Source organism: Corallococcus interemptor (assembly GCF_003668875.1).
GTDB classification, from domain to species: Bacteria; Myxococcota; Myxococcia; order Myxococcales; family Myxococcaceae; genus Corallococcus; species Corallococcus interemptor.
Window position 1 is genome coordinate 83,019 of the sequence record NZ_RAWM01000002.1, and the last position, 18,613, is coordinate 101,631.

The 18,613-nt window shown below is 69.0% G+C and carries 12 protein-coding genes; 9 read left to right on the top strand and 3 right to left on the bottom strand.

Annotated elements, in window-relative coordinates; all coding sequences use genetic code 11:
• Nucleotides 1–69 precede the first annotated feature (69 nt).
• Together D7X96_RS01140 and D7X96_RS01145 are read left to right on the top strand one after the other, a co-directional pair.
• Nucleotides 70–1,833, top strand: coding sequence for an MYXO-CTERM sorting domain-containing protein (locus tag D7X96_RS01140; RefSeq protein WP_121768762.1), 1,764 nt, complete (start codon nt 70–72; stop codon nt 1,831–1,833).
• A complete protein-coding gene (locus tag D7X96_RS01145) occupies nt 1,830–3,668 on the top strand; it encodes a GspE/PulE family protein (RefSeq protein ID WP_120546772.1) in 1,839 nt (612 codons plus the stop codon). Before D7X96_RS01140 ends, D7X96_RS01145 begins: the two co-directional genes overlap by 4 nt.
• Before the next feature lie 83 nt (nt 3,669–3,751).
• Here D7X96_RS01145 and D7X96_RS01150 read toward each other — a convergent pair whose 3' ends face one another.
• From D7X96_RS01150 to D7X96_RS01160, 3 genes are all read right to left on the bottom strand, one after another.
• The gene (locus D7X96_RS01150; RefSeq protein WP_199746917.1) at nt 3,752–5,284 is read right to left on the bottom strand and encodes a hypothetical protein; all 1,533 of its coding nucleotides are present in this window, start codon (nt 5,282–5,284) and stop codon (nt 3,752–3,754) included.
• A gap of 104 nt (nt 5,285–5,388) precedes the next feature.
• Entirely contained in the window at nt 5,389–7,374 is a 1,986-nt protein-coding gene (locus tag D7X96_RS01155; protein WP_120546770.1) for a hypothetical protein, read from the bottom strand.
• The gene (locus D7X96_RS01160) at nt 7,374–9,668 is read right to left on the bottom strand and encodes a bifunctional metallophosphatase/5'-nucleotidase (protein ID WP_244219406.1); all 2,295 of its coding nucleotides are present in this window, start codon (nt 9,666–9,668) and stop codon (nt 7,374–7,376) included. The genes D7X96_RS01155 and D7X96_RS01160 overlap by 1 nt, the downstream gene beginning before the upstream one ends.
• 232 nt (nt 9,669–9,900) lie before the next feature.
• Between D7X96_RS01160 and D7X96_RS01165 the strand changes: the two genes are divergently transcribed.
• From D7X96_RS01165 to D7X96_RS01195, 7 genes are all read left to right on the top strand, one after another.
• Nucleotides 9,901–10,581 (top strand): NUDIX hydrolase, encoded by a 681-nt coding sequence (locus tag D7X96_RS01165; RefSeq protein ID WP_121768764.1) that lies wholly within the window; start codon nt 9,901–9,903, stop codon nt 10,579–10,581.
• A gap of 84 nt (nt 10,582–10,665) precedes the next feature.
• Nucleotides 10,666–12,132, top strand: coding sequence for an MFS transporter (locus tag D7X96_RS01170; RefSeq protein ID WP_120546767.1), 1,467 nt, complete (start codon nt 10,666–10,668; stop codon nt 12,130–12,132).
• A 101-nt stretch (nt 12,133–12,233) separates the two neighbouring features.
• Complete coding sequence (locus D7X96_RS01175) at nt 12,234–13,817, top strand: hypothetical protein (protein WP_120546766.1); 1,584 nt, start codon at nt 12,234–12,236, stop codon at nt 13,815–13,817.
• 45 nt (nt 13,818–13,862) lie between these two features.
• On the top strand, nt 13,863–14,630 hold the full coding sequence (locus tag D7X96_RS01180) for an HAD family hydrolase (RefSeq protein ID WP_120546765.1): 768 nt from the start codon (nt 13,863–13,865) through the stop codon (nt 14,628–14,630).
• A gap of 134 nt (nt 14,631–14,764) precedes the next feature.
• Nucleotides 14,765–15,892, top strand: a complete 1,128-nt coding sequence (pdhA, locus tag D7X96_RS01185; RefSeq protein WP_121768765.1) for a pyruvate dehydrogenase (acetyl-transferring) E1 component subunit alpha — start codon at nt 14,765–14,767, stop codon at nt 15,890–15,892.
• Nucleotides 15,893–15,946: 54 nt separating this feature from the next.
• A complete protein-coding gene (locus D7X96_RS01190) occupies nt 15,947–16,936 on the top strand; it encodes a pyruvate dehydrogenase complex E1 component subunit beta (protein ID WP_120546763.1) in 990 nt (329 codons plus the stop codon).
• Nucleotides 16,937–16,942: 6 nt separating this feature from the next.
• Nucleotides 16,943–18,571: a pyruvate dehydrogenase complex dihydrolipoamide acetyltransferase gene (locus D7X96_RS01195; protein WP_121768766.1), complete on the top strand. Its 1,629-nt coding sequence runs from the start codon at nt 16,943–16,945 to the stop codon at nt 18,569–18,571.
• The last annotated feature ends 42 nt before the right edge of the window (nt 18,572–18,613 follow it).

An 18,613-nucleotide genomic window follows, 5' to 3' on the forward strand; every position in this document is an offset into this window, starting at 1 on the left:
GTCCGCCCGGTGACGTCCCGGGCGCCAGGCAGGCGCCCCGTGGGGACGTGACGCGAAGAGGTGCGGGTGATGATTCGTGGGTCGCAGCGGAGTGTCTTCCTCCTTGGACTGCTGGCGTTGGCCGCGACAGCGCATGCCCAGACGCAGGAGGACTACCAGTTCCTGGATCACTGGGTCCTCAACAACAGCCAGGACCCGTTCCCGTACTACCTGGACGCGCGCAACGGCACTCCCGCGGGCAACGACCTGGGCCTGGTGGAGGACGCGGTCAAGAAGGCCTTCCAGGCCTGGCAGGACGTGGACTGCGCGTGGCCTGCCTTCACGTACAAGGGCAAGTCCTCCATCGTCCCCATCACGGACGTGAACGACCGGCTGGACGGCTTCAGCGTGGCCGCCATCTGGGTCACCGACCCGAACAGCACTGAATTCAAGGACGTGCTCAACGCCGGTGACAGCGTGGCGGCCGCGGTGCCGCTGCGCCACAGCGGCTACGTCTACCAGTGCGACATCTTCCTCAACGCCGTCACCTACCAGTTCACCACGCTCAACCCCACGCCCGCGGGCTTCATCGACATCCAGACGGCGGTGATGCGCGAGGTGGGCCACTGCCTGGGCCTGGGCAGCACGTACTTCTACACGGACGCGGTGATGTACTTCTCGTTGGATCGGGGCATCCAGCGCCGCACGCTGACGTCCTACGACAAGGGCGCGCTCTGCAAGCACTACCCCCAGAAGGGCGCGGTGGGCTCGCCGTGTGACACCACCGCGTGCGGCTCCGGGCTCACCTGCGTCACCACCCGGTCCACCACCACGGGCGCGAACCTCAAGATCTGCTCCAAGGCCTGCCCCACCGGCACCCCGGGCTTCTGCCCCGCGCCCTACCAGTGCGTCGCGTCCACGCTCGTCCCCGGCGCGCAGTCCGCGTGTCTGCCGCAGCCCTTCGGCACGGGCACCAAGGTGGGCAACCCCTGCGCCAACGCGTCCACCTGCGGCGCGCCGGATTCGCGCTGCCTCACGGACGCGGACCGCACCACCGCCTTCCCGGCGTGGAAGGACGGCTACTGCACGGAGTCCTGCGTCGCCGACGCGGACTGCCCCACCGGCTCCACGTGCGCGACGGTGGGCTCCGTGGGCAAGCGCTGTCTGAAGGACTGCCGCCCGGGCAAGGGCGACTGCCGCCAGGGCTATACCTGCACCACGCTGCCCGACAACGGCGGTGACGTCTGCGTCGCGGACTGCGCCACCAGCAACGACTGCGGTGGCAGCTACGCCTGCCGCTCGTGCGACCACGCCTGCGTGGCCCAGAAGTCCGGCACGCGCGGCGTGGGCGACCCGTGCTTCCAGGACGCCGAGTGCGGCACCAACCTCCAGTGCCTGAAGCTCAACGGCAACCCGCAGGGCGTGTGCGCGGAGCCGTGCTCGGTGGCCGCCTGCACGTGCAGCCCCGGCAACACCTGCCGTCCGGCGGGCACCGGCGATGACCGCTTCTGCTTCAAGGACTGCGGTGAGGGCACCTGCGCCTCGCCGCTCCAGTGCGTGCCGTTCGCGGAAGGGACCGCCTGCATCGCCCCCTGCCGCACCAACCAGGACTGCCCCAACGGCCTGTTCTGCGGCAACGGCGGCAAGTGCGAGGACCCCTACGCCCAGACGGACGGCGGCACCTGCGCCCTGTGCAGCGACGGCGGCACGCCTCCGCCCCCGCCGGTGGACGGCGGCACGGGTGGCACGAACGACCCTGGCGGTTGCGGCTGCCAGAGCGCCCCGTCGTCCGCGGCATTCCTCGTGGGCCTTGGCGTGTTGTTCCTGGCCACCCGCAGAAGGAGGAACGGTTGACCCAGGCGGCTCCCCCCGGCAGCAGCGGTCCCTCGCGAAGCGCCACGGACTTCACCCTGGGCTTCCTGTTGGAGGCCCTGGTCGCCCAGCGCCTGCTGACCCCTCAGCAGGCGCAGGAGGTCCTGGCGCGTGAGCCCGCCGCGCGCGCCCGCGTCCTCAAGGCGCAGGGTGGGACGGGCAAGGACGCCGCCCGCTATGACGTGTCACCCGTGGAGCTGGTGGCGGCCTTCCAGATTCCCGCGCCGGGTGGGCGCGGCGTGCTGGACGAGGACCGCGTCACGGAGGCCGCCGCGCGCGCCGCGGGGCTGGCCTACCGGAAGCTGGATCCGCTGAAGATGGACATGGCGCTGGCCACCCGCACGGTGTCCCGGCCCTACGCGCAGAAGCACGTGCTGCTGCCCCTGGAGCGCACCGAACAGGGGCGGCTGCGCGTGGCCGTGGCCAACCCCTTCGACCGCGAACTCTTCGAGTCCTTCCACCGCCTCACCGGCGAGCCGGTGGAGCCCGTGCTGTCCGCGAAGACGGACATCCTTCGCTCCATCGCGGACATCTACGGCTTCAAGAGGACGCTGGCCAAGGCCGCGGACGACTTCGGAGACGCGAGCGGGCAGATCGCCAACTTCGAACAGCTGGTGTCGCTGAGCGGCACGCAGGAGCTGGAGGCGTCCGACCAGCCCGTGGTGCAGGCGGTGGACTACCTCCTGCGCTACGCCTTCGACAACCGCGCGTCGGACATCCACATCGAGCCCAAGCGCGCCACCGCCGTGGTGCGCCTGCGCATCGACGGCGTGCTGCACCCCGTGTACTCGCTGCCCTCGCAGGTGCACCCGCCCATCGTGTCGCGCGTGAAGATGCTGGCGCGCATCGACATCTCGGAGAAGCGCCGCCCCCAGGACGGCCGCATCAAGACGGAGCGCAACGGCCGCGAGGTGGAGCTTCGCGTCTCCACGCTGCCCACCGCCTTCGGCGAGAAGGTGGTCATCCGCATCTTCGACCCGGAGACGCTGGTGCAGGACATCGCCCAGCTGGGCTTCGAACCGGATGAGAAGGTCCACTTCGAGTCGTGGATCGATCAACCCCACGGCCTCATCCTGGTGACGGGCCCCACGGGCAGCGGCAAGACGACGACGCTCTACTCCGCGCTCAAGGCGGTGGCGGGCCCGGACGTCAACGTCACCACGATTGAAGACCCCATCGAAATGGTGTGGGACACCTTCAACCAGGTGCAGGTGCAGCCCAAGGTGGGCCTGGATTTCGCGGGGGCGCTGCGCCACATCCTGCGCCAGGACCCGGACGTCATCATGGTGGGCGAGATCCGCGACGCGGAGACCGCGGAGAACGCGCTCCAGGCCGCGCTCACCGGCCACCTGGTGCTCTCCACGCTGCACACCAACGACGCGCTGGGCGCGGTGGCGCGCATGAAGGACCTGGGCGTGCCGGCCTTCCTCCTGGCGCAGAGCCTCCTGGGCGTCATGGCCCAGCGCCTCCTGCGCCGCGTCTGCCCGAACTGCTCCGAGGAGGCCGTCCTCACCCCGGACGAGCTGCTGGCCCTCCAGGCCCCGCTGCCGCTGTTGCCCGGCGGCGTGAAGCTGTCCAAGGGCGCCGGGTGCGCGCGCTGCCGGGGCACCGGCTTCTCCGGCCGCACCGGCGTCTTCGAAATCGTCTCCACCACCCGCGAGGTGCGTGAGCTCATCGCCCGCGAGGCCCCCTACGAGCAGCTGGTGCAGGCCGCGCGCAGAAGCGGCATGCGCACACTGCGCGAGGCCGCCGTGCGCAAGCTGGCGCAGGGCCTCACCGCCTTCGACGAGGTGGTGCGGATGACGTCCGCCTTCTGATTCGCGGACCGCCCTGAAAATACGAAGGGCCCGCCGTGAAGCACGGCGGGCCCTTCAAAAAACAGTCAGCAGGGCAGGGCGGTCTAGAAGCGCGCCTGCAGCAGCGTGTTGAAGCCCAGCGCGTGCGGCTTCTCGAAGTTCGGCTGCGCGATGCCCGTCACGTCGTCCTCGAACGTGGTCCGGTTGGTGTCGTACGTGTAGTAGACCTCGCCCACCGCCGCGACCGTCTCCGACAGGTCCCAGCGGAAGGTGGCCTTGGCGGACCAGATGAGCTCCGCCTCGCAGGCGCTGGAGCCGCCGCAGGTGCTGGGCAGGATGCTCAGCTGGTTCGCGTCACGCACCACCACCGTGCGCGTGCCGGTGAGGGCCGGGGGCGGGTTGCTGCCGCCCACGAGCGGCACCGGGCTGCGGAAGGACGCCGGCTGCTGCGCGCCGATGATGAAGCCCGGCGTCAGGTGCAGGCCCGCGATGTTGTAGTCCACGCCCACCGCGCCGAAGACTTCAGGCTTCAGCACCGTGCCGGTGGGGAAGTCCTGGAACGGGGGGAAGCCCGGCACGTCGAACTGGATGAAGGACAGGCTGCGCACCAGCGCCAGCGCGTTGAAGCGGAAGCGGTTGAGCTTCGCGCGGCCCTGGAAGGCGAGCGCCACGGCGCCCTGGGGCTTGGTGGCGCCGAACTTGTCCGGGTCCTGCAGCGTCTGCGTGAGGTAGCTGCCCTCCAGCGACAGCGAGTAGGACAGGCCGCCCGGGTACTGCTCCGGCGCGAAGAAGCGCTGGTAGATTTCCGGGTCGTTCTTGTAGAGCCGGAAGTCCACGCTCGTGCCCACCGGCACGCCCACGTGGTAGACGACCTGGCCGGACACACCGGCCGCGTTGACGCCCGCTTCAATCGACTGGTTCGCCAGGCCCGGGACGATGCCCTTCTGGAAGTAGCCGCCGCCGGCCTCCACGCGCAGCGTCTCCAGGATGTCCCAGCCCGCGCCGGCCATCACGCCGTAGAGCGTCTCCTGCTCCAGGATGAGGTCGTTGAGCACCAGGGCCGTCTTGCCGCCCAGGTACGCGTACCAGCGGTCCCGCGTCAGCTGCAGCTTGGCGCCCGGCACACCCGCCGCGGTGGCGCGGTTGGTGAAGATGGGGCTGCCGCCCCAGGAGATGCGGTACGCGTACCCCAGACGGAAGCGGTCCGCGGACACCGGGAAGCCGGTGAGCGAGACGCCTTCCTTCTCACCCCAGCCCGGCGGCTGGTAGTTCAGGCGCACGTAGCTGGAGTTGTCGAGGATGTCGACACCGCCGGACGGGCGCTCGAGCACCAGCAGCGTGAGCGCCGCCTCCGTCGTGAGTCCCTCGAAGAACGCCGGCATGCGCTTGTAGAGCACGACGTTCGACAGCGACTCGAAGCCGGAGAACTTGGTGTTGAAGTTGTCGTAGAACTGCGTGTTCTGGTTACCCGCGCCAAAGCGCGCGTTCGGGCTGTTGGGAGTCGTCTCTCCCGCGCCCGCCAGCACGTTGTCGTCCGCGAAGACGAACGACAAACGGGTGTCCACGAAGTCCCCGGCCCAAGCGGGCGCGGAAAGGGCTGTCAGGCCCGTCAGGGCCAGCGTCTGCAACGTTTTCAAATTCCCTCCAGGAAGCGGTCCGGGGGAGACCGCTCCTCCCAGCGCCCCGGCATACCGCCGGGGCGCGCAATGCGACTGCTCAAATCAAAAGCAAAGGTGGATGACTACGGGCACGGCTTGATGGGCTTCGGGCACTCCATCCCGGGCCCGGGGTAGCAGCACAGGTCGTCCTGATCTCGCGGCAGGACGTTCCAGCGCGGACGCGCCGGACCCACGTGCTTCAGGTGGCCCACGACGTCGAAGGTGGCCGCCCGCAGCTGCTTGCACTGGAGCGCCTTCGCGGCGTCGGGGTCGGTCTCGCTGCAGTCCGGATTGAGGTCCGGCACCGCGTCCTTGATCTGCAGGCTGATGCGCGAGCGCGTATCCGGCGCGACCTTGCAGGCCGCGTTGGCCGTGGCGGCGGCGTCGCGCACCAGCGCGACCGTCACCTCGGAGTCCTTCAGGGTGTACTCGTAGCGGCTGTTCGCCGGGATGAGCGTGCCCGTCTGGTCCGCCGTGACGTTGTCGCCGCCGAAGCGCGCGCGCACCGGCTGATCACAGATGATGTTCAGCCGGTAGCCCGGGGGCAGCGTCTTGGAGGGCTTCACGGAGGTGGTGCCCACGTTGACGCTCATGATGCGGTTGGGGACGGACTCGTCCATGCCCAGGGAGGCCGGACCGGTGGCGTTCATCTCCACCACGAACTGACCGAAGCTCGTGTACGTCGTCTTCTCCGCGCAGATGGTGCCGGCGTACTCGCCAATGCCCAGCGTGCAGTCGATGACGCACTGGCGCTCCGGGAGGTCCGGATCATCCGGCGGCTCCTCGAAGCAGTTCTGCCAGCTGCGCGTCGCGCTGGGGCCCACCGGGCAGAACATGGGCATGTCGTTGTTGCCGTTGGCGTCGCAGTTGCGGAACACCTTGGGGAACTTCACCCGGCGCAGCTTCACCAGCGACGACTCCAGGCTCTCCATCTTGTAGTTCTTGTAGCTGTAGCCGCACAGGATGTCGTCCAGGTACGGCGAGGAGCTGTAGCCGCACAGCCGGCCGTTCACCTCCACCGGCGGCACCTCCTTCAGGTACTTGTTCCACTGCTCCTGCGGCAGCAGGCGCACGTTCTCGCGCAGCGTCCACGCGGGGAAGCTCATCTGCGTGGTGTTGGTGAACTCGGCCACCGTGCCGGACAGCGTCCAGAGCAGGTCGCCGGAGTCCAGGCCTTCCGGGAACGAGTAGTTGTAGATGTAGATGCTGTTGAAGCGGCCCGGGTTGAACCCGTCCGGCTCCGCGGTCTGCACGTTCGCGCCGGCGACGCTCTTCTCCGGCACGCGGCAGGCCGTCATGTCCGTGACGTAGAAGCCGCTGGAGTCCGTGCCCGTCACCAGCAGCATCATCTGCTTGCCGTTGTTGGGGTCCGCCGGGTCGGCGCAGTTCTGCACCAGGGGCTCGCCGGCCTCCGGGTTGCGGCCAATGCGCATGAACTGCTTGATGAAGACGCTCGTCTCCGAGCCGCCCTCCGGCAGGTTGATGGTGGACAGCGAGGGCTCCTCGAAGCGGATGCCGTGGGACAGGCCCGTCGCGTAGGTGCGCTTGGACGGCTCCACCGGCAGCTGGGACAGGTCACCCACGACGCCGCCGTCCGCGTAGTCCAGCTCCAGGTCCTGGTCCTGCACCCAGACGTGCGTCTCGCCGTACAGGTGGGCCACGCGCACGCTGCCCGTGCCCTTGCCGTTGGTCAGCTGCGCCCAGCGGGTGCCGTAGTCACCGGTGAGGTCACCCGGGATGACCCGGAAGGACACCGGCCCGTTGAAGGACGTCATCTCCCCACCGGTGCCGTCAATCGCGGTGATGGCCAGGGCGATGTCCACGTCCGTGCGGGGCAGGGTGTAGGGGCACTCCGCCGTGCCGCGCAGTTCCAGCGGCACGCGCGTCTGGTCGTTGCCGTACTTCGCGACGCACGCGTTCACCACCGGCAGCAGCGTCCCGGGGGAGTCACCGGTGGTGATGCCGGTGACCTCCACGCGGAACGAGGAGAGCCCGGTGGGGGCCTCGGACTCCTTCGTGTAACAGCCGGCCGCCAGGGCCAGCGTGGACAGCAGGAAGAGCCGCTTCATCACTTCACCCTCCGCCCGATGCGGCCATCCTCGATGGCGCTCGCGATGGGCATGGCTGTGGGCTTCTCACAGAACGACCGCAGCTGGCTCGTCATGTTGCCGCACGTGGGGTTGCCCCCCGTCAGCAGGTCCCGGCAGGTGCAGCGGCCGGTGTAGGGGCCCTGCGGCAGCGCGCACTCCGCCACCGCCGCCTCCTTCGTCATGTCCGCCAGGCCGCACGCGGCCATGGCCTTCGCCTGCTCGGTGGCGTCCGCGGGCACCTTGAGCAGCTCGCGGCAGGAGCAGCTGCCCACCTGCTTGTCGAGCGCGTCCTCGAAGGTCTTGGACACCTTGCAGGAGTTGAGCGTCTTCTCGTCCACCGTCCACTGGCCGTTGACCAGCGAACCGCAGCGCGTGCCGTTGCTGGACGTCGGCCGGCCGTTGAGCAGGTCGTCGCAGTTGCAGAAGCCCTGCATGTAGCCGATGAGCGAGTCGCGCAGGCTGATGCCCGTCTCGATGCGCGTGGTGTTGCGCTTGAGCACCGTGAAGCCGGAGCCGCCCTTGGCGATGTAGTCGTTCACCGCGACCTTGTAGGTGCCGTTGGTGTCCAGCGGCTTGCCGTTGATCTCGATGTTGATGCCCGGGTGCGCCCAGCAGCGCGAACCGCTGGTGTCCTCCAGGCAGGTCCAGGGCGCGTGGCCCTCGCGGTTGTCCTGGGGGCAGTCCTTCTGCACCGTGGCCGGCGTGCACTGGATGCGCAGGTCATTGAGCTGCACCTGGGCGCAGTCCATGGTGAAGCGCGCGCCGGAGATCTGCGCCTGGCTCACGCACCCGCGCTCCGCGGAGCGCTCGGTGACGAAGTCGAACATCTCCTGCATCTCCACGCCGGACAGGTACATGATGTTGATGGTGTTCTCGAACGGGAACACGTTGAACATCGCCTCCTGCGTGACGACGCCCGCGTACAGGTTGTCGCGGATGCCCAGGCTGTTGGTGAGCGCCATCTCCGCCTCCACGCGGTTGCGCTTGCGCATGGAGTCCGCGGCGATGTTGCCCAGCGGGCTGTCACCACCGTTGGAGTTGTTGCGCCGCTGCACGTCGAGCGGGGCGTAGGAGAAGATGGACGTCAGCTGCAGCTTCACGTCCATGCCCAAGAGGTACGGGATGAGCAGGTCCGTCGTCTGCGCGTCCTCCTGACGGCCGCACTCGGCCATGGCCTCGCGCACGCCCGGCGCGTTGATGAACTCCCCCGGGTCCCAGAAGATGTCGTCGTCGAAGCGGTACTTGCGCATCGCCTCGTTGCACCAGAGGCCGTCCACCGGGAACGCGTGGTAGTCCTGGCTGACGACCTCGGCGCCCTCGGCCTCGCCCAGCTGGTTGGGCATCTTCACGACCAGCTCCAGGCGGCCCACGTACTTGGCGAACGCGCCCGAGTGCGACAGCACGACCTTGCGGCCGGCGGGGTCCGTGACGAGCTGCGGCGGGTTGAGCACCACGTGCAGGTGGCCGCCCAGGATCACGTCCATGCCGCTGACGCCCGCGATGTGCACGCGCACCACCGACTTGTCGTTGCCTTCCGGCCCGAACCACTCCAGCACCTTCCACGCGTCGTGCGCGCGGTTGATGAAGGGCTTCGCGCGGCCGTACTCGTAATAGGCCTCATAACCCTGGATGAGATCCTGGTCCTCGGTGAGGCCCAGGTGGCTGACGATGACAATCAGGTCCGTCACCGGACGCAGCAGCTCCACGTAGGAGCGCGCGGCCTCGTTCTGCTCCAGCGGCGTCACCTGCAGGCTGTTGCCGCCCTCCACGATGGAGTTGAGCGAGGAGATGTTCGCCATGCCGATGATGCCCACGCGCAGCCCCTTCACCGTGCGGATGGTGTAGGGGGTGGTCACCATGGCGGCGCCGTTGGTGCCCGTGGTCTTCGGGTCGTCCCAGTAGTAGTTCGCCGCCAGGAGCGGGAAGTTGGCGAAGTCGCGCGCCTTCTTGACGAAGTTGAGCGCGCCCGCGTCGAACTCGTGGTTGCCCACCACGGCGGCGTCCAGACGGGACTCGGACAGGAAGCGGAACTCCGCCTCGCCCGTGTTCACGTTGAAGATGGGCGCGCCCTGGAAGCAGTCACCGGAGTCCAGGTGCAGGACGCGGTCACCCTTGGCGCGCTCGCGCTTGAGGATGGAGGCGATGCGCGTGGCACCACCAAAGGGACCGGCCTCCGGGATGAGCTCCAGGTCCTGGTCGGTCTTGAGCGGCGTGAAGTCGTACGGGACGAGCCGCGAGTGGATGTCAGAGGTATGGAGGAGGGTAAGCCGCACCTCCTGACCCTCGAGGTGGTAATCCTGGCCTTCCAGCACAGGCATGCACGAGGCGAGGGCCAGGGCGCAGGCGCAGAAGAGGCCGAGCAGTGCGCGACACATTCGTGGCGGATCCGTGATTCTGAGGGAGTGACGACTTGAGGACGGCGCAACCTACGGGATCAAGGGTGCACGGGCAAGCAACGCCACCGTGGCACCTCCACCTACCAGGACACCAGGAGAGCAGGCAGACATGCGTCCCAGCAGTTCCAATGTGACTGACATCGAGATCATCGAGGATTTCTCCGCCACGGCGCGTTGTGACGAAGGTTTCCTCCGAGTGCGTCGGCTGCGCTGCCGCAACCGGCGCGCGGATGGCTCGTCGTCTCCGGTGTACCGGGTGGATGTGGTGGACCGGCCCCGGTTGGACGCCGTGTCCGTGCTCATCTACCGCCGCGCGCCGGATGGAAACCTGGAAGTCCTGACCCGGATGAACCTGCGCCCCGCGGCGTACTTCCGCCGCGAGCAGACCGCGTCCATGACCGTTCCTGATGCGGTGAGTTATCTGCGCGTGGAGGAAATCGTCGCGGGCCTGCTGGAGCCGTCCGACAAGGGGGAGGAGGGGCTTCGCCGCCGCGCGGCGGAGGAGGTGAAGGAGGAGGCGGGCTTCACGGTGCGGCCGGAGGGCATCCAGCTGCTGGGCGGCGCCTTCTTCCTCGCGCCGGGCATCCTGTCGGAGAAGGTCTTCCCCGCGGCGGTGGACGTCACCGGCGTGACGCAGGGCGAGGTGGAGGGAGACGGCTCTCCTCTGGAGGAGGGCATCCACCTTCAGTGGCGGCCGCTGCAGGCGGTGCTGGAGGCGTGCCGCCGCGGTGACATCGCGGACGCGAAGACGGAGGTGTCCCTCACGCGGCTGCTCGCGCGGCTGGGCTGAACGCCGCTTGCTGTTTCCGGGGGGAGGATGGACGGGGTAGGGTGCTGCCCCGTTCCGCTTCCTCCTCCAGGCGAGGTTCGTCGCATGTCGTTGCCCCCGTGGCTGGCCCAGCTGCTCCCCATCCTCATCCTGCTCGGGGCCATTGGCCTGGTGCTCTCACGGTTGCCGAAGGTGGAGCTGGGGCACACGGATGCGTTCCGCCGCCGCCGCTTCTTCAACTGGTTCCCGCTGGGCCTGACGTACGCGTTCCTCTATATGGGGCGCTACAACGTCAACGTGGCCACCAGCGCCATGGGCGCGCAGACGTCCAACGCGGACTTCGCCACCATCTTCTTCTGGGGGACGCTCACGTACGGCGTGGCCTTCCTCCTCAATGGCCCGCTGACGGACAAGCTGGGTGGCCGCTTCACCATCCTGCTGTCCGCGGGCGGCAGCGCGGTGGCGAACATCGCCATGGGCGGCCTGGTGTACGCGGTGCTGAAGAACGGCTGGGCCCCGCCGGGCGGCGTGGTGGCGTGGCTCGCGTTCCTCTACAGCGTGAACATGTACTTCCAGAGCTTCGGCGCGGTCTCCATCGTGAAGGTGAACGCGTCGTGGTTCCACGTGCGCGAGCGCGGCCAGCTGGGCGGCGTGTTCGGCATCCTCATCTCGCTGGGCCTGTACTTCGCGTTCGACTGGTGCCGCTTCATCGCGGACGCGGCGCCGGTGTGGTGGGTGTTCTTCGTGCCCGCCGCGCTGCTCGCGGGCTTCCTGGTGCTGGACTTCTTCGTCATCCGCGACACGCCGTCCCAGACGGGCCACCCGGACTTCGACACGGCGGACGCGTCCAGCGGTGAGACGGGCCCGGCGCTCAGCGTGCCGCAGCTGTTCGGCAAGCTGCTCAGCAACCGCGTCATCCTCATCATCCTGGGCGTGGAGTTCTGCAGCGGCTTCCTGCGCAACGCCGTCATGCAGTGGTACCCCAAGTACGCCAAGGCGGTGGGCGAGTCCGGCGGCTTCGTGGCCTCCAACTGGGGCATGCTGTCGTGCGTCGCGGGCATCCTGGGCGGCATGTTCGCGGGCGTCATCAGCGACCGCATCTTCGACTCGCGCCGGGGCCCCGTGTCCGCGGTGCTCTACGCGGGCCTGCTCCTGGGCGCTGTCGGCGCGGTGTTCCTGCTGGGGACGCAGGGGGCCGGCTGGTCCGTGGTGTTCATGTCCCTGTGCGTCATCGGCGTGCACGGCATGCTGTCCGGCACGGCCACCATGGACTTCGGCGGCAAGAAGAACGCGGGCATCGTCGTAGGCATCATCGACGGCGCGGTGTACGCGGGCACGGCCATCCACGCGCTCGTCTATGGCGCCATCCTGCCCACGGGCGCCGCCATGAAGGACCCCGCCAACTGGAAGCCGTGGCCCCTGGCCATGCTGCCCCTGGCCGTCGTGGGCCTGCTGCTGGCGACGCGGGTGTGGAACGCGAAGCCCCAGCCCAAGGCGGCGCCCCTGCCGGTGGGCGACGTCATCCCGGGCGCCGTGCCGGGCGCGTCGTCTCGTACGGGCACCAACGGTTGAGGCCCCGGCGGAGTGCGTCCGGGTGTGCCGCCCCGGACGCTTCGCCCTCCTTCGGTGGGGGTGGCTCCCGTGTGACAGGCCTGTGACGTAGACTGGAGTTTGTGTCCCAGGCCCCCGAAGCGCTCCACAGCCGGTTCGACGTCCACGACCGCAAGCAGTTCGAGATCAAGCTCGAGTACCAGCCCACGGGCGCGGACGAGACGCGCTACCTGGTGGAGGCCTACCTCTTCCTGCCGTCGAGCCTGAACATCGACGCGGAGACGTACCCGCGCGCGGACTTCTACGCGGACATCCACAACTACGTGCGCTTCAAGACGCCGGTGATGGGGCTCGGGGAGATCCTGTCCTCGGAGGGCTCGCCGCTGGTGAAGCTGGAGGCGTGGCAGCGCACGGGGCTGGCGCCGGAGTCGGACGTCGTCTACCAGGCGAAGCTCCTGTCGTGCGTGCTGCGCGGCGCGCTGCGCCGGTTCGCCACCACGGTGGAGACGCGCTGTGACGCCAGGACGGGCGAAGCGGCGCGCGTGGACCTGGAGTCGGTGGTGCGTCAGGCGGGGGCGTCCGTCCCCGTGGTGCTGGAGCGCTTCCGCGCGTGGCTGCGCGCGACGGGTGAGGCGAAGCTCCAGGAGAAGACGCGCGCGTCGCTGCGGCTGGTGGACGAGTACGTCAGCCTGCTGGTGGAGCAGTTCTTCCGCCGCGCGGTGGCGGACATGGACGCGCTGCCGCGCACGGGGCCGTGGCTGCCCTTGCGCAAGGGGCTGATGGAGGCGGTGCTGCGCGAGGAGTCCTACCGCAAGGAGCACCGGCTGCGCTCCGTGTTGAGCCCCACGGGGGACAACGAGGAGTACATGCAGCGGCTGGGCTTCCTGAAGAAGTTCTGCATGAACGTGCTCTTCCTGTCCTCGCGCCGCCGTCAGCGGCGGCAGGGCTGGGAGGAGGTGCTGTTCGCCATCGCGGCGGGCGTGGCCATGGCCTTCGCCACGTCGGTGGCGCTCTGGGCGCAGGTCCGCTACACGCAGGTGAGCCTCAACTTCTTCCTGGTGGCCGTGGTCGGCTACATGATGAAGGACCGCATCAAGGAAGGGCTGCGGCGCATGTTCAGCCGCGTGGCCGCCACGCACCTGTACGACCGCACCACGGACCTGGTGGACCCCGTCACGGCGCGCGCCATTGGCACCTGTGAAGAGCGCGTGGACTACGGTGCGGCGGTGAAGGTGCCCAAGGCGGTGTCGTCGCTGCGGCTGCAGGACGACTTCCTCACCGTGTCCCAGGGCGAGTTGTCCGAAGCGGTCATCCGCTACCAGAAGCGCATCGTGCTGGACGCGCGCCTGTTGCCCCGCTCCGAGCGCGGCCTCACCGGCGTGACGGACATCCTCCGGCTGCACGTGGGCCGCTTCCTGCGCGACATGGACGAGCCGGAGTTCGCGCTGGAGTACGTGGACCTGGAGGACTTCTCCGTGGGCCACATCCGGGGCGCGAAGCGCTACCCGGTGGACCTGGTGTTCCGCTTCACGGTGATGGAAGACGGCGTGCGTCACGAATCCGCGCAGCTGGTCAGGCTGGTATTGGACCGCAACGGCATCCAGCGCATGCAGAACTTCGCCCGGCCTCCGGAGGTCCTGGGAGAGGCGAAGGAGCCCGTGGGGTCGGTGCCCATCCAGCCGGCCGCGTTGCGCCAGGGCGCGTGATTTGATGCCCAGCCCCGCGCCGGGGGCATGTATCTTCCGGCGCACATGGCTTTTGAAGACCTCAAGCAACGCGTGCGGCCGGACTGGCGCGACGCACTCCGGGGCATCCTGGAGAAGGCCCGCTCGCTCGGCCCCCAGGCCGTCCTGGCGTTCGACCTGGACTCCACCCTCTTCGACAACCGTCCCCGCCAGGCGCGCATCCTGCGCGAGTACGGCGACGCGCGGTCCCTGCGCCTGCTCTCCGCGTGCGAGCCGCGCCACTGGGACACCGGCTGGGACATGCGCGCGGCCATGCGGGCGTGCGGCATGGAGGACGCGGAGGTGGAGCAGCGCTACGCGGACGCGCGCGCCTTCTGGCAGGAGCGCTTCTTCACCAGCGACTACTGCGTCTCCGACGAGGCGATTGACGGCGCCGCCGCCTTCACGCAGGCGGTGGCCGCGACGGGCGCGCAGGTCGTCTACCTGACGGGCCGCCACGAGGCGATGCGCGAGGGCACCGTGTCGTGTCTCGCGCGCTGCGGGATGGTGACGCCCCCCGGCGTGGACGGGCGCGTGCACCTCATCATGAAGCCCACGCTCGCGGAGAACGACGACGCCTTCAAGCGCGAGGCGCACGCGCGCCTGGGCCGCATGGGCACCGTGGTGGCCGCGTTCGACAATGAACCCACGCACGCCAATGACTACCGCCACCGCTTCCCGGAGGCGACGGTCATCCACCTGGCCACGGACCACTCGGGACGGGTCGTGGAATTGAAGGATGGCATCGTGTCGGTGCCGCATTTCTCCATGGAGGACGTGACGCAGCGCGCCTGAAAGAAAGGCGTGATGGACGACGGTTTCTGAAAGGCTTTGGAAGTCCCATGGCCGCGCGCTAAGAGGCGCACGGCGTCCGCCGCCCTTTTCCCCCTCGGGTCTTCAAGGGGCGGCCCAACCGGAGGCATGCCGCGGTGGCCAGCGCGTACTCGAAGGACCTGTTGTTGACGATGTACCGGAAGATGTACCTCCTGCGCCGCTTCGAGGAGCGGGCCGGCCAGCAGTACACGCTGGGGAAGATCGCCGGCTTCTGCCACCTCTACATCGGGCAGGAGGCCGTGGCGGTGGGCTGCAACGAGGCCATCCGCCCGGATGACTACATGCTGTCCGCCTACCGCGACCACGGCCAGCCGCTGGCGCGTGGCAGCGACGCCGGGATGATCATGGCGGAGCTGTTCGGCCGGGGCACCGGCTACAGCAAGGGCAAGGGCGGCTCGATGCACATCTTCGACATCGAGCACCACTTCTACGGCGGCTACGGCATCGTCGGCGGGCAGATTCCGCTCGCGGCGGGCATGGCCTTCGCCAGCCGCTACCGCAACGAAGACCGCGTCACGGTGTGCTTCTTCGGCGACGCGGCCGCCAACCAGGGCTCGTTCCACGAGACCTTCAACATGGCGCAGAAGTGGAAGCTGCCGGTCATCTACATCTGCGAGAACAACCGCTACGGCATGGGCACGGCCATCGCGCGCACGTCCGCGGTGCCGGAGATCCACAAGCGCGCCTCCGCGTACGGCATGCGCGGTGAGGCCGTGGACGGCATGGACGTCCTCAAGATGTACGAGGCCGTGAAGGACGCCGCGGAGTACTGCCGCGCGGGCAAGGGCCCCGTGCTGCTGGAGGCGAACACGTACCGCTTCCGCGGCCACTCCATGGCGGACCCGGCGAACTACCGCACCAAGCAGGAGGTGGAGGACGAGCGCAAGAACGACCCCATCCCGAAGCTGCGCGAGTTCGCGATGGAGCAGGGCTTCAAGCTCACCGACGCGGACTTCGAGGCCATCGAGGAGGAGGAGAAGCGCGCGGTGGACGCGGCGGTGAAGTTCGCCGACGAGTCGCCCGAGCCCAGCGTGGACGAGCTGTGGCGCGACACCATCGTGGAAGAGGGCGAGCAGGACGTGCGCCCGCGTGAGCGCGTGCTGGGCGTGAAGGTCACCCACTGGCCGAAGTACCCGTCGGGCCAGGAGCTGAAGGTGACATGGGACCTGGAGCCCCGCGCCGAGGCCGAGCAGGCGGACAAGAAGGCGGGCCTGATCCGCTAGCGCCCACGTTCCCCCAAGCCACTACCCTTTCGAGATTCGAGTTCGGAGCCGACGATGCCCGAGTTGATGTATCGCGAAGCATTGAACCAGGCGCTCGCCGAGGAGATGGAGCGCGACGCCAATGTGTTCCTCATTGGCGAGGAAGTGGGCCGCTACAACGGCGCCTTCAAGGTGTCCCAGGGCCTGTTGGACAGGTTTGGCAGCGCGCGCATCATCGACGCGCCCATCAGCGAGCTGGGCTTCACGGGCCTCTCCGTGGGCGCGGCGGCGGTGGGCCTGCGTCCGGTGGTGGAGATGATGACCTGGAACTTCGCCATCCTGGCGATGGACCAGATCGTCAACAACGCGGCCAAGCTGCGCCACATGAGCGGCGGCCAGCTGCGCTGCCCCATCGTGTTCCGCGGCCCGGGCGGCGCGGGCGGCCGGCTCTCCAGCCAGCACAGCCAGGCGCTGGAGGCCAACTACGCGCACTTCCCCGGCCTGAAGGTGATCGCCCCGGCGACCCCGGCGGACGCCAAGGGCATGCTCAAGGCCGCCATCCGGGACGAAAACCCGGTGGTGATGTTCGAGGGCGAGCGCCTCTACGCCATCAAGGGCGAGGTGCCGGAAGGCGAGCACATCGTTCCGTTGGGCAAGGCGGACGTGAAGCGTGAGGGCACGGACGTCACGCTGATCACCTGGAGCCGGATGTACTACTTCTGCATGGAGGCCGCGGAGGCCCTGGCGAAGGAAGGCATCAGCGTGGAGGTGCTGGACCTGCGCACCCTGCGGCCCCTGGACGAGGAGGCCATCCTCGCGAGCGTGCGCAAGACGAACCGCGCGGTCATCTGCGAAGAGGGCTGGGCGCTGGCGGGTATCGGCGCGTCCGTGGTGGACCTCATCCAGTCCCAGGCGTTCGACGACCTGGACGCGCCCGTCGTGCGCGTCACCGGGTTGGATGTGAACATGTCCTATGCGGCGAATCTGGAGAACGCGACGCAGCCGGACGCGCCCAAGATCATCGAAGCCGTCAAGAAGGTCATGTACCGCGGCGAGGGGGCCTGAACGCGTATGGCTACGCCCATCCAGATGCCCAGCCTTTCCCCGACGATGAAGGAGGGGAAGATCGTCAAATGGCTGAAGAAGGTGGGAGACAAGATCTCCTCCGGAGACGCCATCGCCGAGGTGGAGACGGACAAGTCCAACCTCGAGGTGGAAGCCTTCGACGACGGCTACCTCATCTCCATCGCCGTGCCCGAGGGCGAGGTCGCCACGGTGGGTTCGCCCATCGGCTTCCTCGGCGCCAAGGGTGAGAAGGCCACCGGTGGTGGTGCGCCTTCGGCTCCTGCGCCCCAGAAGACGGAGGCCCCCAAGGCCGCCGCTCCCGCCGCGCCGAAGCCTCCCGAGCAGGCCCCGGCCCCCGCCGCCAGCGGCGCGGGCGAGGGGATTGCCATCCTGATGCCCTCCCTCTCTCCGACGATGACGGAGGGGAAGATCGTCAAGTGGCTCAAGAAGGAGGGGGACAAGGTCTCCTCCGGTGACGCCATCGCCGAGGTGGAGACGGACAAGTCCAACCTCGAGGTGGAGGCGTACGACGACGGCACGCTCGCGCGCATCACCGTGCAGGCGGGTGACATGGCCAAGGTCGGCGCGCCCATCGCGTTCCTCACGCCCAAGGGCGCCAAGGCCGGGGCCTCTGCTCCGGCGGCCGCGCCGAAGGCTCCTGCCCAGGCCCCTGCCGCCGCGGCTCCGTCCGCGCCCGCCGGGGGACAGGCCGCTCCGCCGCGCCGCGAGGCTCCTGCCTCCGGTGGCGGCCGGCTGCGTGCGAGCCCCCTGGCGAAGCGCATGGCCCAGGAGCGCGGGCTGGACATCAGCCAGGTGCGCGGCACGGGCCCGCTGGGCCGCGTGGTGAAGCGCGACGTGGAGCAGGCGCTGGGCCAGGGCCTGGCGAAGGCTCCCGCGCAGGCGCCGGCGGCGAAGAAGGCCGCGACGCAGCCGGAGGCCCGCGCCTTCGGCACGCGTCCGGAGCCGCAGGCGGTGCCCGTGTCCTCCATGCGCAAGGTGATTGCCCAGCGCATGTCGGAAGTGAAGCCCGGCGTGCCGCACTTCTACCTCACGGTGGAGGTGGAGATGGACGCCGCGGTGAAGATCCGCGAGGAGGCCAAGGCGCTGGACCTCAAGGTGTCCGTCAACGACATCATCGTGAAGGCGGCGGCCATCGCGCTGCGGCGTTCACCGAAGATGAACGTGTCGCTCCAGGGCGACCAGGTGCTGCACTACGGCACCGTGGACGTGGGCATCGCCGTCGCCATCGAGGACGGGCTGATCACGCCCATCATCCGCGACGCGGACCTCAAGGGCCTGCAGGCCATCTCCGCCGAGTCCCGCGACATGGCGGAGCGCGCCCGCAAGCGCTCGCTGAAGCCCGCCGAGTACAACGGCGGCTCGCTCACGGTGAGCAACCTGGGCATGTACGGCATCGACCAGTTCATCGCCGTCATCAACCCGCCCCAGTCCGCCATCATCGCGGTGGGCGCCGTGGCGGAGAAGGCCGTGGTGCGTGACGGCCAGCTGGCGGTGCGCAAGATGATGACGGTGACGCTGTCGGGTGACCACCGCGTCATCGACGGGGCCACCGGCGCGGAGTACCTCCGCGAGCTGAAGGGCCTGCTGGAGCACCCCTCGCGGCTGTTGTTCTAGCGGTCGAGCGGTCCGCTGGCTTCGCCCCCGTGCGACGTGCAC

Bases quoted from the DNA above. Each gene is read 5' to 3' on its own strand.
- D7X96_RS01170 (WP_120546767.1), top strand. From the start codon at position 10,666: ATGTCGTTGCCCCCGTGGCTGGCCCAGCTGCTCCCCATCCTCATCCTG.
- D7X96_RS01165 (WP_121768764.1), top strand. From the start codon at position 9,901: ATGCGTCCCAGCAGTTCCAATGTGACTGACATCGAGATCATCGAGGAT.
- D7X96_RS01140 (WP_121768762.1), top strand. From the start codon at position 70: ATGATTCGTGGGTCGCAGCGGAGTGTCTTCCTCCTTGGACTGCTGGCG.
- D7X96_RS01155 (WP_120546770.1), bottom strand. From the start codon at position 7,374: ATGAAGCGGCTCTTCCTGCTGTCCACGCTGGCCCTGGCGGCCGGCTGT.
- D7X96_RS01180 (WP_120546765.1), top strand. From the start codon at position 13,863: ATGGCTTTTGAAGACCTCAAGCAACGCGTGCGGCCGGACTGGCGCGAC.
- D7X96_RS01195 (WP_121768766.1), top strand. From the start codon at position 16,943: ATGGCTACGCCCATCCAGATGCCCAGCCTTTCCCCGACGATGAAGGAG.
- D7X96_RS01190 (WP_120546763.1), top strand. From the start codon at position 15,947: ATGCCCGAGTTGATGTATCGCGAAGCATTGAACCAGGCGCTCGCCGAG.